Origin of the sequence: Myxococcus sp. CA023 (genome assembly GCF_010998615.1) — a bacterium.
In the GTDB taxonomy this organism is placed as follows: Bacteria; Myxococcota; Myxococcia; order Myxococcales; family Myxococcaceae; genus Myxococcus.
The window spans coordinates 56,150-72,745 of sequence record NZ_JAAEAH010000027.1 but is presented as its reverse complement, the minus strand read 5'-3'; the positions used below and the strand labels follow the sequence as shown (position 1 = coordinate 72,745).

Sequence of the window (16,596 nt, the reverse complement as noted above, 5' to 3'; positions counted from 1 at the left end):
CCTCGGCGGACATGCGGCGGCGGCGGATGATGCGCCTCATGTGCAGGCGCATCATCCGGCAGCATCTCAGTACATGAAGTTCAACGCGACGATGTCGGAAGGGGTGAACTCTCCGTCGGGGTCAGACGAGTAGCAGGTATTCATGATGGACCCGCCCGGCGTTGCCCCCGTTGGCGTTCCGGGGATGTGCAATGCGCCCGCGCCCGTCGGCTCCATCGCGCCACTGCCACAGCTGATGCTCGGGTTGAAATGGTCCGTGTGGCGGAGGCCCAGCGTGTGGCCCAGCGCATGGGTGATGACATGCTCATTCAAGTCTACGCCGTAGCTGTTCAGGCCGGTGCCAATCGAAATCATCCCATAGGGAAGTCCTCCTGAGGGAAAGCCCGTGACGTGACCACTCCCCGCCATGGTTTTCGCGGTGATGTTCGCGGTACAGCCGGTGGCCAGGCCTCGAACAAAGGTAATCCTGAGTCCCAAGGCATTGTAGTTGGCGATTGCCATATCGAGACCTTGGATGAGCCGGACATAGCTCCGGAACTCCGCCGTGGGATTGACGCAAATCCTCGTCACGCTGGAGCCGACGATGTTGGTCGTCATGTAGTGCTCTTTGCTTCCCTCTCCGCGCTGGAGCATCTCCCGGGAGGCCGTGAGTGGCACATGTGCGTCGCCCCCGACGTAGACTGCGTCATCGACGACGGTGATGTCGTCGGGGCGAAACCCTGCCTCGGTCAGATTGGAGAGGAGTTCAGCGTTCCCGGTATGTGAGTCGGGCCCGCAGCCGGACAGCAAGACGCCACAGTTCAACATCAGGACTGCCGCTCTCTTGAACATGGTTCGATGGGCTCCTGTCGTGAATCGGGTTTCTGCACTGCTGGCTTGAGCAAAGCATGGCGGAGGTAGATGCGGCACGGTTCCTGACCGCTCCCCTGGTGACTCCCGTCGCCAGTTGATGTTCCGAACCATCAGGGTGGAGCGGGGACGGGTGCACAGTTCGAGGCGAGCGCGGTCGAGGTCCAGGGTGACGCGTCCTACAACGTGCTGCCGTACCAGGTCGGCGCGCGGGCCGGTCGCTCGCCCATCATGCAGGGAGCTGACCATGACGGGGCCGGTGAGGCTTCCCTGCCACGGGCACGGGACTTGCTGTGGATTGTGGAGATAAGTCTCTCCAGCCTCGTGCTCACGTGGGTCCTTTCCCTCCAGGAAAGTGCCGCGCCTTCATCGCCCAAGCCAGTCACGGTGATGACCTACAACGTCCTCTACGCCGCTCCCGAGGAGGACGTGCAGAAGTCGCTCGATGTCATCGAGAAGGAGGCGCCCGATATTTTGTGCCTGCGTGAGCTGACGCCGAGATTCGCCAGGGCCTTTCGGAAACGACTGGGGAAGCAGTTCCCCCACGTGCGGCTGGTGCCGCGAAAGGGAACCTGGGGTGTGGGTATCGCCAGCCGGTATCGGCTGCTGCGAACGGAGCACTTCCCCCAGACGCCACACCGGATGCCCGCGCTGGATGCGGACGTCCGGCTCGGTGAGCACCTGGTGAAGGTGGCCTGTGTGCACCTGATGGCGCCAGGTGCCAGGCATCAGCGGGCAGATGACCTGCTCACTTCCATGGAGAAGAACGCGGTGCTTCGGCATCGCCATGCGGAGGCGCTGGTGCGGCGCTATGAGCGATGGCGAGGACCGGTCCTGATGCTGGGGGACATGAATGAAGGCCGCTCAGGCAAGGCCATGGAGGCCTTCGCCTCTGCGGGTTTCCAGCACGCTTGTGACGGACCGGATGCCGCCTGCGGTGCCACCTGGCCTGGCTCTGCCTCCGTCCTCCCGAGCGTCGTCGAAATCGACCATGTCCTTGGCCGCGAACTTCGCCTGACCGGTGCGAAGGTGCTGCGTGCGGGAGGCTCGGACCACGATGCGGTCCGGGCGACGCTGGACTTTCCACCGTGAAGTCCTCCAGTCGTTCTGGGATTGGATGCTGGCGCAGCAGCGGGCCTCATGCCCGGGCGCGGAGCACGCCGCCAAAGCCGCGCTCGCGGCCCAAGGCGGGAGACACTCCGGCTTCATTCACCGCTTCTCGCCCGGAGATGAGCACCGCCTTCACCGCGGCGTCGTTGCGGTTGACCAGGCGGACGAAGCCCCCGAAGTTCTCCATGGGCGCCTCGGCCACCTTGTCGAGCTTCGCGTCCAGGCCTTCGGGCTGGATGACCACCAGGTCCGCGCGGCGGCCCTCCGCGAGCACGCCCGCATCCAGGCCGAACCACCCGGCCAGCTCCCCGGTCAGCCGGTGGACGGCGCGCTCCACGCTCATGAAGGGCTCGCCGCGCTTCTCCGCCTCGCGCACCAGTCGCAGCAGCCGCAGGGGGAAGTTGTAGTGCGCCATGTTGCGCAGGTGCGCTCCGGCGTCCGAGAAGCCCATGAGGATGTCCGGATGCCGGCAGATGCGCTCCAGTTCCTCGCGCCGGTCGTTGGCCATCACCGTGTACCAGCGCAGGGCGTCTCCGTGGGTGGAGATGAGGTCCAGGAAGACGTCCACCGCGTCACGCCCCTGCTCCTTCGCCACCTGGGCGAAGGACTTGCCCACCACGCTGGCGTCAGGGCACTGGAGGATGCGCGACTCGTTGAAGTCCCGGTGGAAGGCCCGCGGCAGGAATCGGTTCGTCCACTCGCGTCGGAAGCGGCTGCGGTACTCCGGCGTTCGCAGCAGCCCCGCGCGTGAGGCGGCGTCCTGGAGGTGGAGGGCGGCGGCGCCCGCGCCGAACTCCTCGAAGACGACCAGGTCGATGCCGTCCGCCCAGAGGTCGAAGATTTCGGGCAGGGCCTGCCACCGGAAGTCCGCCCCCAGCAGCCGGTTGGCCACCTGGGACAGCACGCCGATGAGGCGGTGGATGCCCCGGTTGGCGCGCGTGTCCATCATCGAGATGACGGTCGTCTTGAGGCTCGGGCGGAACAACCCGATGCTCTCCAGGAAGAACAGCACCACGTTCACCTTGGTGCTGATGTTGGGCACGCCCTGGAAGACACGGCCTCGTTCACGGAGCAGCCGCGTCAGGCGGCGGTACTCGCTCCAGCGGGCATAGGTGGACGGCAGGGGGCGGCTGCGGATGTCGCGCGAGCCGCCCATCTTGTCCCACTTGAGCGTCATGATGGACAGGCCCACGTAGCCGAGCTCGAGCCCTTCGCGCACCAGGGACTCCATGGCGCGCAGCTCGTCCTCCCGTGGGCGCAGGCCGGGCTCCAGGCTGCGGTGCAGGCCCATGGTGTGGGCTCGCAGCGCGGAGTGTCCCAGGAAGGACGCGACATGGGGGCCCAGCGGCAATTGCTCCAGGTGCGTCAGGTAGTCGCCAAGCGTGTTCCACGTCTTGCGCTCCTCCAGCAGCGACCGGACCGTCTCGTAGGGAATGGCCTCCACGCGGCAGAACATGTCCGCCAGGTCCTCGGGCGTGCCCAGCGCGAGGCTGAGCGAGCAGCTTCCCATCAGCACCGTGGTGACGCCGTGTCGCACGGACTCCGACAGCGAGGGCGCCAGCTCCACCTCCGCGTCGTAGTGGGTGTGGCAGTCGATGAAGCCCGGTGTCACCCAGTGGCCGGTGGCGTCGATGACGCGCGTATGCGGGGCGCGCGGAATCGGTGCTTCCGAAAGCGTGGCGACGGTGTTTGCCCGGATGCCCACATGGAGCTTGCGCGGGGGATTGCCCAGACCATCGAATACGAGGCCGTTCTCGACGATGAGGTCCATGGAGAGAGCCTAGTCACCGTCGATTGTCAGCTTCCAGCCAGAAGACGCGCCGACAGTTCTCTCCCACACATGCCGGCGTGGATGCCATTGCTAGCGCCGTCGCCGCGGGGAACCCGTGCGGTGGGACGGCGCTGGGTCGGGTTTGGTTCGGGCGAGCCAGTCCTCCAGGCGCTCCGCGGCCTTCAACTCGTCGGACAACTGACTCCGTGCCTCCTCGGGAAGGGGCAAGGCCTGCAGTTGCTGCTTCAAGGCCCGTCCCGTCGTGGCATCCCCCAGGGCAATCGCCAGCTCCATCCGGGCGGCCAGGGCACGAACCCGGTCCACCACGGGCGCCTCTGCCTCGTACCTGGCGAGTCCGATGTCGAGCGCCCGCGCGGCGGCTTTGTCGTCATTCTTGAACTCACGCAGGATGCGCGCGTTGTCGATGGCCTTCGCCAGGCCCGTGAGCTTCGCGGAGCCGCCGTACTCCAGGTCCTCCGGCTCATCGCGCTGGATGAAGATGATGTTGTTGCCGGCGGGGTCAATCAGTGAGAAGCGGCTCTGGCCGGGCCTGAACCGGGTGATGCGAGGCCTGCCCGTGGCCAGCACCTTGCCGTACTTCGCGCGCAGCGCGTCCGTGAAGGCCCGGTGGTAGGGCTCCACCGAATCCACCAGGACCAGGCAGCCACCCGAGTTCTCTTCGCTCGGGTCCAGGCTCTTGGCGCCCTTGCCGAAGTGCAGCTCGATGTCACTCCAGCGCAACGCCAGGTACAGGTACGGCTTGGTCATCTGGTACGTCACGGTGAAGCCGAGCGCCTGGTAGAACGCCAGTGTTTCGTCAGCCGAGACGCAGGGAAGCAACGGAACAGTCGTTTCCTTCCCGCTGATGGCGGTGGCCTTCGTCGCATGGGTGGGCATGGCCCGATGATACCGCGTGAGGAACGCACGGTAGGGTGAAGGAGTCCCCAACGAACTCCATCCGGAGTCCCGAGCAGGCGGGCGGCTCCCGGAGCTCGCCATGGACCTCCAGCGCCACGAGTTCGCTGTGGCCGACCAGGGACTCGGTGCGCTTGATGAGTTCCACTGTGTGCAAGCCCCACCTCCAGGCCGGTGGCGAGCAGAGCAGGGCCCCCGGGCGTCCAGGGGACGTCAGCGCGGGCATCGGGCACCGTGCCGACACAAGGCCCGGCACGGTGCCACGCGGCGCGCTACGGGCCGGTCAGCCGGTGGAGCGGGAAGGAGGGATGGCTCCACGTCCCGCCGGGGAAGCTCATGTTCAGGGAGGACGGCATGGCGCTTGGAATGCCCGCCGCGCCGTTGGTGGTGAACGTCCCCGCGGGCGTCGAGTTCACGGACGGCGTGCCGGAGCACCCCGGGCACAGGTTGTTCCCGGTGATGTAGCTCACGGGGAAGGAGAGTGACGTGCCACTGCTGTTCACCACGCCCTGCAGCCACACCGGGCTGCTCCCCTGGTAGACGGTGATGTTGGCGACGTGCAGCGTGCCCTGGCTGGCGAAGGTGACGCCCCATCCGGGCTGCAACGGGTTGAACCAGGTGCCAGTCAGGTTCATGGCTGGGGCGCCGCTGGCGAACACGAACGGCTGGATGGGCTCGTTGCCGGAGAAACCTCCCATCGTCCAGTAGAAGCCCCACTGCCCGCCGCTGAGGATGAGCCGCGCGGTGCCGACGACGGAGGTCGTCGCGCTGGCGCCATTCCACGAGGTCCGCAGCAAGTTACCCCGCCACTCCCCGGGCTCCGCGTGCAGGTAGCTGAGGTACCAGATGGGGGTACCCGCCGCCGTGTACGTGAACCAGGTGACGTAGAGCTGGTCGGAGGCGGCGTGCTGGATGTCGATGGCATTGCCGGAGCGCGCCGGGTTCCACCAGAGCCCCTTGGTGGGGAGTGACGGCAGGTTGGTGTAGATGGCCGCCGCCGCGTTGACGCGGCCGGTCCCGCAGTGGCCGGCGCAGCCAGAGATGGGCGTCGCGGTCTTCTTGATGCGCGCGGCGACCAGGTCGGGCGTCAGGGAGGGTTTCTGCGACAGCATCAGCGCGGCGATACCCGCGACATGGGGCGCGGACATGGACGTCCCCGCCAGGTAGCGGTAGCAGTAGTCACCCGCGGTCAGCACCGAGACAGGCTCGCCAGTGGCCCAGGTCGACAGGACCTGGTCGGTGCCGCTGACATGGGGATCCAGGGAGGGGTCGGAAGGGCAGCCGATGCCCTGGCCATACAGGCTTCCGCTGGCGAAGCCGCCGGGCGCAATCACGTCAACGCGGCTTCCCCTGTTGCTCCAGGTCGCCACGCCGCCGGACTGGGTGCTGGCGCCCACGGTGATGACGCCCTGGCAGGAGGCGGGCGTCACGTGCTCCGTCTGGTAGTTCGCCGCTCCATGGTTGCCAGCCGCGGCGACGAGCACCACGCCCTTCCCCAAGGCGTAGCTCACCGCGCTCTGCGTGTCCGGGTAGTTCGAACACGGGTGAATCGCGGAGGGCGCATTGGAGTTGTATCCCAACCCGAAGCTCATGTTGATGACACGCGCGCCGTTGTCCGCCGCATAGCGGATGGCCGAGTTCACTCCGGTCATCGGGATGTAGCCGCTCGACGATGAAATCTTGAGCGGCATGAGCTGGCAGCCCCAGCAGACACCGGCCACGCCTACGCCGTTGTTCGTCCGGGCTCCGAGGATGCCGGCCACGTGCAGCCCGTGGTGCCAGGTGCCATCGTCATAGGGGTTCGGGTCTCCATCTCCGAAGTCGTAGCCCGTCGTCCAGCGGCCCAGCAGGTCCGGGTGGTCCAGGCGTCCGGAGTCGAGCACGGCGATGGTGACGTTGCCAGTGACGGTGTCCCACGCCTGGGGCAGGTTGATGGCCGGGTAGTTCCACTGCTGCGAGTACAGCGGGTCGGTCGGCGTGGCGAAGAACTCGAAATAGAGGTTCTCGTGCGCGTACTCGACGTCGGGGTCCTGGCGCAGCGCTTCGATGGCCGCCAGGGTACTGGCTTCCTCCTCGGCCACCGAGGCCTGGGCGAGCGGTTGCTCCCGCACCAGTGACACCAGGGACGCGCCACTGGGCAGCGGCTCGATGAGCGCCGTCTGGTAGCCGCGCACGGACGGCACGGCGGCGGCATGGGGCCGCGCCTTGGCCGTGTCCTTCAGCTTCACGATGGCCTGGCCCGGGGCGAACCGCCGCTTGGCGTCTGTCCGCTTCAGCGGCTCCGGCGTGGCGGGGGCCTGGGTGAGGGCATCGCCTGTCACCGGGAGGGATGGCTCGGGGGATTCACTTCCGCAAGCGTTCAACAGCAGCGACGTCAGCAGCGTCGAGAGCAGGGGGACTCGGACAGCCAGGCGCATGCAACCTCCGGTGAGTGTTGAGTGGAGGTCACAATCAAGACGGACTTTGCGTGTGTCAATGAATGTGGGGCTTGCCGACTGAGCGCTGAGAGGAATTGTGGATCGGGGTGATTTTTACGGTGGAGGGAGAGGCTAATCCTCGGTGGATGAGATTGGGTGTCTTGTGTTCTCTGAAGGGGAGAGTTGGGGCGCGACGCGGCCTGCGATTGTTTCGTGGCCGCTGGCGGGCTCACCGGGCCTGGGTCTGCCGCGCGGCCTGGAGCGTGTTCGCCAGGAGCATGGTGATGGTCATCGGCCCCACGCCGCCGGGCACCGGGGTGATGGCGCTGGCAATGGGCTCGATGGCATCGAAGTCCACGTCCCCCACCATCCGGTAGCCGCGCGGCGAGCTCGCGTCGGAGACGCGGTTCTGCCCCACGTCGATGACGACGACGCCCGGCTTCACCATGTCCGCGGTGATGAGGTTCTGCTTGCCCACCGCGACGATGAGGATGTCCGCCTGCCGCGTGAATGACGCGAGGTCCGGCGTGTGGCGGTGGGTGATGGTGACGGTGGCGTCGGGGCCCGGCGCCATCAGCAGCGACGCCAGCGGCTTGCTGACGATGAGGCTGCGGCCCACGATGACCACGTGCTTGCCCCGGGTGGGGATGTCCTCGCGCCGGAGCATCTCCATGATGCCGGCGGGGGTGCAGGGCACGAAGGCCCGGGGGTCTCCGACGAAGGCGAGCCCGGCGTTCACCGGGTGGAAGCCATCCACGTCCTTCGCCGGGTGGATGTGCTCCAGGACGGCCTTGTAGGGCAGGTGGGCCGGCAGCGGCAGTTGCACCAGGATGCCGTGCACGGCCGGGTCGGCGTTCAGCCGGTCGATGACGGCGAACAGCGCCTCCTTCGACACGTCCTCGGGCAGCGTCAGCGTCTGGCCGCGCATCCCCAGGGCCTCGCACGCCCGCGTCTTGCTCGCGACGTAGGCCTGGCTCGCCGGATTGTTGCCCACCAGCACCACGGAGAGCCCGGGTGTCACGCCGGCGGCCTGGAGCGCCGCGACGTCCTGGGCCATCTCCGCCCGCATCACCCGGCTGATTTCGGTTCCATCGAGGGTCCGCGCCATGCGCGGCTTCTTACGCCAGATTCTCCAGGTTGGCGCAGCGCTTCTTCGCGGTGTCCACCCCGGACGGTGTCCTGGGACACGCTCCCCGTCGTACCCCGCGGGCCCTGGATTCGCGGGGAGCAAAAAGAGCAGGGCCCGCGCGCACTCGGGGCTTGGGCGGCGAATGAAAGGGCGAGGACGGCGCGACGCCGGACCCGCATCGCTTCCCGGAGAAACCCATGACGTCCATGCATTGTCGTGTTGCCACCACCCAGCGCGAGCTCGACGACGCGGTCCGCGTCCGCTGGGCCGTCTTCGGCGGAGAGCTGGGGTTGATGACGGGGTGGATGCCGCCGTCGCGTCGAGAGGTGAGCTGTTTCGACACGCTGGACACCACCGTGCACCTGGTCGTCTATGCGGACGCGGCCCCGGTGGCCACGTTGCGGCTGCTGCTGCCCAACCCGGAGGTGGCGGATGCCATCGGCGGACGGCTGGGGCTGGAACTGGAGCAGAAGCTGGACCTGTCCGACGTGGTCCGCCCGGGCATGGTCGTCGCGGAGACGTCGCGCTTCTGCGTGCTCGACGGCTGGCGCCACTCCGAGGCCGTCACCCGGCTGCACGCGGGCATCTACGAGGAGAGCCGGCGGCGCGGCGTGACGCACTGGATTGCGTCCGCGAACCTGGACACGGATTCGCGCGAGGACGCGATGCTGTCCTGCCTGGTGGCCGCCTACCGGGGCTGGATGAGTCGGCGCTGGCGCGTGGACGTGCCGGAGCCGGTGGAGGCACCCGCCATCCCCAGCAATCCCTACTACACGCCCATGGAGCGGCTGCGCGCGGAGCAGGGCCTGCTGGACGGCTTGCGCGTGCCGAGGGCGCCCACGCTCTTCGCCCGGAAGATGGGGGCGCGCTTCATCTCCGAGCCCCTCTACGACGCCAGCTTCCGCCGCTTCACCCTGCCGCTCATCGCCGCGCTGGATGAGATTCCCTCCAGTACCCTGGCGCGCTTCAACGCGCTGGCGCAGCACCCCCTTCGCCGCGCCGCCTAGGCCGCTGGCGCTTCTTCCTTCCCTTCACCTTCAACGCGCAGCAGCCGGGGACCGGAAACGGCCCGGAAACAGGAGACGTCCGTGAACACGCAAGTGCAGAACCCGACGCAGGTGGACTGGGTGGCGGTGCTGGAGCAGGAGGCCCGCGGGCTGGTGGCCGCGCTGGACGCGCAGCCCGACGCCCGTCGCCTCTTCGACGGCACCATCGACACCGAGGGCTACATCCACTACCTGATTCAGACCTACCACTATGCGCGCTGGAGCACGCCGATGCTGGCGGAGGCGGGCCACCGGCTCAAGCGCCAGGGCCGGCACCCGCACCTGGCGGAGCTGTTGGTGCAGAAGGCCGGAGAGGAACGCGGCCACGAGAAGTGGCTGCTGTCGGACCTGACGAACCTGGGGTGCCCGGAGGTGCGCGTGGAGACCGCGGCGCGGACCCCCGCGGTGGACGCCTACACCGGCTGGAACTTCTTCACCTCCCGGTCCGGCGTGCCGACGGCGGTGCTGGGGACCGCGTACGTGCTGGAGTACCTGTCCCAGACGCGAGCGACGGGTGTCGTGGAGCGTCTGATTGCGGCCGACGCGATTCCGAACATCCGCAAGTCCGTCACCTTCCTGCGCAGCCACGGCGCGCTGGACGGGGACCATGTGGCGGAGATGGAAGCGGTGCTGCGGACGCTGACGGACCCCGAGGACCAGGCAGCGGTGATTTTCTCCGCCCGCGCCACGCGGTGCATCTACCCGGGCATCTTCCGCGAACGCTGAAGGCCGCATACCTCCCCGGTGGTAGAGACAGTCCCGCGCCTGAAGGCGATCCTCCCCTTCGAATCGTCGTCCGCGAAGTGGGAGGCGTCTTCATGCGCTACATCACCCAGATCCGTCTCGAGGGAGGCGCGCTTCACGAGCACATTGCCCGCCTACGGTGGAAGGAGGGCAACGAGGTGGGTGAGGGCAGCCGCTTGGAGCTGGTCCAGTGGCTCAAGGCGGGGGGCGATGCCCGGGTACAGACGTGGCCCCGGGACGTGAAGGTCGAGGTCATCGACGCCCGGCCTCCGTACCTGCGGACGAAGGCCAATGGCATCCTCACGGACAACCTGCTGGAGCTGCCGCGCTTCTGAATCGCCGCCTCAGACGGGCTTGTTGAGGTGCGCCGCCTGGTAGAGGAAGTCCGTCCGGTTGTCGACCTGCAGGCGGCGGAAGATGTCGCGCACGTGCGTCTTCACGGTGTCCTCGGCGAGGCCCAGCTCGCTGGCAATCTGCTCGTTGGACCAGTTGTGGAGCATGCCCCGGGCGATGTCGACCTGCCGGGCCGTGAGCTGCATGCGCATGGTTTCGGGGAGCGGAATCGACAAGGGAATCTCGTTCAGAATCAGGGCCCACTGACGTGGGCCTTCGGTTTCGGGAAGCTCGACGAACCGCACCACGCGGTACGAATCCCCGTGGAGGGAGACCCAGAGATTGTTTTGGAGCTGCGCGTCCGGCGTCATCCGCGTCAGGGCCTCCAGCCGCTCCATGAGGACGAGCGGAATCCCGGAGGAATGAAGGTCCGAGGGCTTGAACCACCGCTCCAGCAGCGTGGCGGCCCGGCGTGAGCGCAGCACCTCGTGCGAGGGCGGCGCCACCACGACGTAGGCGGCGTCCGGCCGGCTGTAGAGCTCCTCCAGGAGCCGGGAGCCCGTCGAGGCCGTCTGCATGTCACGGCAGTTGCGCACCGCGTTCAGCAGGTGGGGCGTGAGGCTCGTCAGGAAGGCGGCGTCCTTCTCCGAGAAAGCCAGCCGACGGTCCCGGTAGAGCGTGAAGGCTCCCAGGAGTTGAGGATAGACGGGCAGGAGCACCGCCATGACGTGCTCCAGGCTCAGGTCCAGCTCCTTGCTGCGCTGGTAGAGCGCGCTGCGCTCCAATTCCTTGCGGGTAATCATCTCCGAGTCCCGGAGGACCACATTCGGCTGGGCGAAGATGGGGGCCCGCACGAAGTCGGAATCGACCCACTTGGAATACTCATCCAGGAGGGCCAGCCGGTAGCCGGGGACCAGCCATTGGAACTCGACGATGGGGCCCAGGTTGATGAGGCACAGGCCCACGTAGTCGGCGGGTGTCAGCTCCAGCAGGGGCGCCCGGGCGGATTCGAGCGCTTTGGGGAGGGACAAGGTGCTGTTGAGTGCCGCGATGACTTTGTCCCGGAGCAAGAATTCATGGGAGGAGAGGTTCATCGACGCGAGCTTCCTTCCTGCCTGGTCAGGCAACCCTGCGGGTCCGTTTCTGTGTCAGGCCATTCAATAGGCTCCGACTGAAAGGCTGTCCCTCACCCCCCAGTGGTAGGCCCCGAGCTTGACAGGAGGCTCCCTCGCCTGTCGGTTGTCATGCAAGGGGCTGTCGATGGCTTGACAAGAAGCGGCCCGCCCGGGATGGGATGTCCCAGGCAAGCCGGGCCGGAATGACAGGCAGGGCGTCAGACGATGAACCACCCCTCAGGTTTCTGAGCAGGGCAGGCAGGAAACGTCGGCATTTCGCGACACCTGTCAGGCGCTCCCTGGCGTGCAGGCGTTGGCATCTTCATTGCTGAAGTGCGGGCTCCCAACCGCAGGAGGCCTTGCACCCATGGATTCGAATCGCTTGCGTCTGCTCTTCTCCCGGGCCCTTCGCGCCTCACTCCTGTCGCCCCTGACGCTGGCCGGATGTGATGGTGAGGTGGACCTGACGGGTTATTCGCCACCCGCTTGCGACAATGGCGAGCTGGCCATGACAGGGTTGTCACCTGCGGCCGCGCCGGACTTCGTGCAACTGCGGAGCTTCCACGCGGCGGGCGAGCCCGTGGCAACGAGCCCTGTCTCCTCCGCGGGAACACCTTGCGCGACGGCGACCCAGACGCAGACATGTCTGTCAGAGCTCGAGGCGTTGGCGCCTGCCCGTGGGTTCCGCGACGCCTGTGGTTTCATCTGCACCGACTATTTCCTCGCGACGACCCGGGGCGACGTGGTGTCTGCCATCTCCTCGCTGGAGGCCCTGAAGTCGTTCCTGGGGCCGATTGATACGGCGCAGGAGGCCGCGCTGACTGCCTTTGCCGCGGGCTACGAAGTGCGCTGTGGCGGGCTCAAGTATGGGGCGGTGAAGGAGTTGGGCGACGGTGCGTTCGGCGTCGTCGGCACCAAGGGCATGGCGTGTGGGAAGGGGACGGAGTTGACGCAGTATGCCCTGCGCGTGTCGTCAACGGGCGAGGTGGTGGAGGAGGAGCGCAAGGTGTTGGAGCGGGGCACGGACAACTGTTCCGTGGGGCGCAGGCCCGAAGGACTGCGCTCACAAGGCGCGGTGGCGTGTGACGATGTGCTGGGACAGCACTTCGCCGCCATTGCCCACCTGGAGGCCGCGTCCATCCAGGCCTTCCTGCTGCTCCGGGAGGAACTGGCCGCGCATGGCGCGGACCTCGCGCTGCAGGACGCGGCGCTGATGAGCGCCCTGGAGGAGGTCATGCACACGGAGGTCAGCGCCCGCCTGGCGGGGCGGCACGGCGCGACGCCCCAGGCTCCCCGGGTGGACGCGGCGGCGCCCCGTTCCCTGTTCGCGGTGGCGCTGGACAACGCGGTGGAGGGCTGTGTGCGGGAGACGTTCGGCGCGCTGGTGGCGCGGCACCAGTCGCTCCATGCCCAGGACGCCGAGGTGCGCACCTCCATGGCCCGCATCGCGGAGGACGAGACGCGGCACGCGGAGCTCTCGTGGAAGATTGATGCCTGGGCGCAGATGCGGCTGTCGGAGGGGGAGCGCGAGGTGCTCCGGCTGGCGAAGCAGCGGGCCGCGGCGGCCCTGCGCGAGGAGGCCTGCGTGCCCGTGAATCCCGTGCTCGTGTCCGAGGCCGGGCTGCCCCCGCCCGAGGTCGCCGTGGCGATGGTGGACACGCTCGCTCAGGAGCTGTGGGCCTGAGGTTCGTGGGACGGTGGGGCAGGTGACGTGCCCCACTCGCCGCGCCCGCTGTGCACCCAGCCGGCGGCCCGGCGCCCGGACGGAGGCCCTACGGGGCAAGCGGCGCGGAGGGCTCGTTGTTACGCTCAGCGGACGGAGTCCCGGTTCAGGGAATTTTCATGGGGCTCTGGAAGGGATGAGGCGTAGGAGATGAGTCAGCAGCCAGAAGCCGTCCTTCGTGTGGAGCCGCTCGGGATGCCGTGGCGGACCCCGGATCCGTTTCTTTTTTGCGTCCACCATGACGACAAGTACCCCATGGGGAACGAGCGCCTCGGGCCGTCCGCCTCGCTGGCGGGCCGCAACCTGGGCCAGGACTTCGATGGGCGGGACGGCTGGAACATGTATCACGGCACCGTGGTGCCCGGTTTTCCCCAGCACCCGCACCGGGGGTTCGAGACAGTCACGGTGGTGCGTCGCGGGCTGCTTGACCACGCGGATTCCCTGGGGGCGGCGGCTCGCTTCGGCGGTGGGGATGTGCAGTGGCTCACCGCGGGCGCGGGCATCAACCATTCAGAGATGTTCCCGCTGCTCCATCGCGACCAACCCAACCCGGTGGAGCTGTTTCAAATCTGGCTCAACCTGCCGCGGACGAACAAGCTCGTGGAGCCGCACTTCTCCATGATGTGGAACCACGTCATCCCGCGGCACGTCGCCCGGGACGCGGAAGGGCGCGCCACGGAAGTCACGGTGGTGGCCGGAAGCCTGGGAGACGTGAAGGCGCCACCGCCGCCGCCCAAGTCGTGGGCCGCGCAGGCAGCGGCGGACGTGGCCATCTGGACGCTCAGGCTGGCCCCGGGCGCGCGGTGGACGCTGCCGGCGGCGGCCCGTGGCAGCAACCGGATGCTCTACTTCTTCCTCGGCTCCAGCCTGCGCGTGGCGGGGCGTGCCATTCCGCCGTCACATGGAATCGAACTGCGGGCGGACGTCGCGGTGGAGCTGGAGAACGGCGCGGACGAGGCGGAGTTGTTGATGTTGCAGGGCCGTCCGATTGGAGAGCCCGTCGTGCAGTACGGCCCGTTCGTGATGAACTCGCGGCAGGAGATTCAGGAGGCCTTCGCGGACTATCAGCGCACGGGCTTCGGGGGCTGGCCCTGGCCGGCCAATGACCCGGTCCATCCGCCAGAGGAAGGGCGCTTCGCCCGGCACGCGGATGGACGCATCGAACGTCCGGCCTGAGCGGGAGCACCGTCAGACGGCGGAGTCCTTGCCTCGGGGACTTCATGACATGCCCCTGTTGGAGGTCGTGAAGCGGGGGCCATCCGTGGCCCTTGACGAGATGGCACCCCTGGAAAACGGACCAAGATGTAAGGCTGCCCTGTCGCATCAATGGGGCTGCGGCAGGGAGGGGCCTTGGCCACCCGGCGCGGTGGCGGGGGCGCGGACGGTGGCCAGGACTCCAGAGAGCAACACGACGATGGTCCCCGCGAGCGGCACCCCGAGCAAACCCACGCGCAATCCCACGTTATCGGCGACGAGCCCGACGAGAGGGGGCGACGCGAGGAACCCCAGGCGCATCAGCCAACTGACGACGGTGAGCCCCGTTCCCGCGCTCAGGCCGGGCAGTTCGTCAGCGCCGTGCATGGCGGCGGGAACCAGCGTGGCGACGCCGAATCCCGCGAGCGCGAAGCCCGCGATGGTGCCCGGTATGGAGGGAAACAACAGCGCAGCGCTCATGCCCAGCGCCGTGGTGGCGCCGCCTGCCCGAGCGACAGCGCGCTGGCCGAACCGGTCCACCATTCCATCGCCCAGGAGCCGGCCCACGAACTGCGCGCCCACGAGGGCGACGAACCCGAACGAAGCGACGGCGGCCGTGGCGCCGAGTGTTCCGGAAAGGTAGACGGCTGCCCACGTCATGCCCGCGTCCTCGACGAGGATGCCGCCGACCGCAATCAAGACCAGCGCGGCAAATATCAGCCAGATGCGTCCGCGCCCCGTAGGCTGACGCCGCGCGAGAGCGCTGCCCTGGTGCGCCGCGGCTGCCTCTGGCTCGACGGTGACGACGGGCTCGGGGCCGGGAATCGTGTAGCGCAGCGCCATCAGGGACACCCCGGCGAAGAGCATGGCGGAGAATCCCAGATGCAGACCCCGGTGCACGTTCAGTCCCGCGGCGAGCCCGCCCATGAGTCCGCCGACCACCGCGCCGATGCTCCAGACCGCGTGGAAGGAGTTGAGGATGGACCGGCCATAGAGCCGCTGCACCCGCAGCCCATGGGAGTTCTGCGCCACGTCGGTGATGGCGTCCATGCCGCCCGCGAAGAAGAGCGAAACGGCGAGCACCCACCACGATGACGCGAGGCCCGCGACCAGCATGCCCAGGCTCGTCAGCAGCGTTCCGGCGACGGCGACCCGTGAGGAGCGGAAGCGGCGGATGAGCGCTCCGGCGGCGAGCCCCGCCACCATCGCGCCACTGGGGAACGCGGCGACCGCCAGCCCGTATTGAGCGTTGCTGAGGCCCAGGTCGGCTTTGATTTGCGGATAGCGCGGCAGGAGGTTGGCGAGGATGGCGCCGTTGGTGAGGAACAGCGCCGCGACGGCCGCGCGGGCCGCCCGGTACTCGCGGGTGGGCAGGCGAGGGGAGGTGGAGGGCATGGCAGGTCAGGGGGAGCGCGAGAGAAGGCGGCGCACGGCGTCCCGGGTCAGGTCGCGGCTGCGTGGGGCGGGGTCGAGGCTGACGTGGATGAACAGCCCCTCAATCAAGGCGTCGAGCTCGTGCGCCATCCTGGCGTCGACGAACCGTTCCAGCACGGCGCGGCTGCGGCGCATCCAGTCGTGGGTGATTTGCCGGAAGGCGCGTTGGCGCGCCGCGAGCGTGTAGAGCTCGAGCGTGAGCACGAGCTCGTCCTGCCCCGCCGCGAGGTCGTCGTGCACGATGTTGACGATGGCGGAGACCAACGAGTCAAGGTCGGTGGCCGCGGAGATCCGCTCGGCGAACCGCTCGCTGATGCGCAGGGCGAAGCGGCTGAACGCCTCGTGCAGCAGTTCGTCCATGCTCGTGAAGTGATAGGTCATCGAACCCAGGGGCACGCCCGCGCGCTCGGCGACCCGACGGTGCGACGTGCCGGCCACGCCCCCTTCGGCGATGACCGCCAGCGCGGCATCGATGATGCGATTCCTTCGCTCGGGGTCATGTCTACGCGTGGCCACGTGGGGCTCCGGGGAGGCGGCAGGAGGCATGAGGCCGTGAGGTGCCGCTGGCGATATGTACGAGCGTACATATCCCGTTATTCCACCGGGCCGTGGCGCTTCCCTGGTGGGTCGCCGCGCTGGCGCTTCGAGGGCGCGCGGCGCGGTCTTCCCGCAGGGCGCCTTGGCGGCAGGTCGCACGCTGCCTCAGGGTGGGCCTGAGGCGGCAGCGGGCAGTTCCGAATTTTCAGGCCGGAGGGCGGCACCCAGAATCAATGCGTCGCATGCCCCTCACCCGCCCGGATCTTCCCTCATGCCATC

The 16,596-nt window shown here is 68.1% G+C and carries 14 protein-coding genes; 6 read left to right on the top strand and 8 right to left on the bottom strand.

Annotated features, from left to right (window positions below):
* Positions 1 to 66: 66 nt before the first annotated feature.
* Complete coding sequence (locus F8M74_RS14215) at positions 67 to 831, bottom strand: M57 family metalloprotease (RefSeq protein WP_141255618.1); 765 nt, start codon at positions 829 to 831, stop codon at positions 67 to 69.
* Between the two features lie 204 nt (positions 832 to 1,035).
* Here F8M74_RS14215 and F8M74_RS14210 point away from each other — a divergent pair, with 204 nt between their 5' ends.
* Positions 1,036 to 1,941, top strand: coding sequence for an endonuclease/exonuclease/phosphatase family protein (locus F8M74_RS14210; protein WP_240462289.1), 906 nt, complete (start codon positions 1,036 to 1,038; stop codon positions 1,939 to 1,941).
* A gap of 46 nt (positions 1,942 to 1,987) precedes the next feature.
* Here F8M74_RS14210 and F8M74_RS14205 read toward each other — a convergent pair whose 3' ends face one another.
* The 4 genes from F8M74_RS14205 to folD form a co-directional block, all read right to left on the bottom strand.
* Positions 1,988 to 3,730: an amidohydrolase family protein gene (locus F8M74_RS14205; protein WP_141255619.1), complete on the bottom strand. Its 1,743-nt coding sequence runs from the start codon at positions 3,728 to 3,730 to the stop codon at positions 1,988 to 1,990.
* A gap of 90 nt (positions 3,731 to 3,820) precedes the next feature.
* Positions 3,821 to 4,627 carry a glyoxalase gene (locus F8M74_RS14200; protein ID WP_141255620.1) on the bottom strand — a complete coding sequence of 269 codons (807 nt, stop codon included), beginning with the start codon at positions 4,625 to 4,627 and terminating at the stop codon, positions 3,821 to 3,823.
* A gap of 290 nt (positions 4,628 to 4,917) precedes the next feature.
* Positions 4,918 to 7,062, bottom strand: coding sequence for a S8 family serine peptidase (locus tag F8M74_RS14190; RefSeq protein ID WP_141255621.1), 2,145 nt, complete (start codon positions 7,060 to 7,062; stop codon positions 4,918 to 4,920).
* A 229-nt stretch (positions 7,063 to 7,291) separates the two neighbouring features.
* On the bottom strand, positions 7,292 to 8,170 hold the full coding sequence (gene folD / locus F8M74_RS14185; protein ID WP_141255622.1) for a bifunctional methylenetetrahydrofolate dehydrogenase/methenyltetrahydrofolate cyclohydrolase FolD: 879 nt from the start codon (positions 8,168 to 8,170) through the stop codon (positions 7,292 to 7,294).
* Positions 8,171 to 8,388: 218 nt separating this feature from the next.
* Between folD and F8M74_RS14180 the strand changes: the two genes are divergently transcribed.
* From F8M74_RS14180 to F8M74_RS14170, 3 genes are all read left to right on the top strand, one after another.
* The gene (locus F8M74_RS14180; protein WP_141255623.1) at positions 8,389 to 9,198 is read left to right on the top strand and encodes a GNAT family N-acyltransferase; all 810 of its coding nucleotides are present in this window, start codon (positions 8,389 to 8,391) and stop codon (positions 9,196 to 9,198) included.
* A gap of 81 nt (positions 9,199 to 9,279) precedes the next feature.
* Positions 9,280 to 9,963, top strand: coding sequence for an iron-containing redox enzyme family protein (locus tag F8M74_RS14175; protein ID WP_141255624.1), 684 nt, complete (start codon positions 9,280 to 9,282; stop codon positions 9,961 to 9,963).
* A 92-nt stretch (positions 9,964 to 10,055) separates the two neighbouring features.
* Entirely contained in the window at positions 10,056 to 10,316 is a 261-nt protein-coding gene (locus tag F8M74_RS14170) for a DUF3892 domain-containing protein (protein WP_026113945.1), read from the top strand.
* A 9-nt stretch (positions 10,317 to 10,325) separates the two neighbouring features.
* Here the strand turns inward: F8M74_RS14170 and F8M74_RS14165 are convergent, their stop codons facing one another.
* Positions 10,326 to 11,408, bottom strand: coding sequence for a LuxR C-terminal-related transcriptional regulator (locus F8M74_RS14165; protein ID WP_228560681.1), 1,083 nt, complete (start codon positions 11,406 to 11,408; stop codon positions 10,326 to 10,328).
* A 325-nt stretch (positions 11,409 to 11,733) separates the two neighbouring features.
* Between F8M74_RS14165 and F8M74_RS14160 the strand changes: the two genes are divergently transcribed.
* Together F8M74_RS14160 and F8M74_RS14155 are read left to right on the top strand one after the other, a co-directional pair.
* On the top strand, positions 11,734 to 13,113 hold the full coding sequence (locus F8M74_RS14160) for a ferritin-like domain-containing protein (RefSeq protein ID WP_141255626.1): 1,380 nt from the start codon (positions 11,734 to 11,736) through the stop codon (positions 13,111 to 13,113).
* A 189-nt stretch (positions 13,114 to 13,302) separates the two neighbouring features.
* The gene (locus F8M74_RS14155) at positions 13,303 to 14,328 is read left to right on the top strand and encodes a pirin family protein (protein ID WP_141255627.1); all 1,026 of its coding nucleotides are present in this window, start codon (positions 13,303 to 13,305) and stop codon (positions 14,326 to 14,328) included.
* A gap of 147 nt (positions 14,329 to 14,475) precedes the next feature.
* On the opposite strand, the gene F8M74_RS14150 is transcribed toward F8M74_RS14155, so the two are convergent.
* On the bottom strand, positions 14,476 to 15,741 hold the full coding sequence (locus F8M74_RS14150; protein ID WP_141255628.1) for an MFS transporter: 1,266 nt from the start codon (positions 15,739 to 15,741) through the stop codon (positions 14,476 to 14,478).
* A gap of 6 nt (positions 15,742 to 15,747) precedes the next feature.
* Entirely contained in the window at positions 15,748 to 16,296 is a 549-nt protein-coding gene (locus F8M74_RS14145) for a TetR/AcrR family transcriptional regulator (RefSeq protein ID WP_141255629.1), read from the bottom strand.
* Between the last annotated feature and the right edge of the window lie 300 nt (positions 16,297 to 16,596).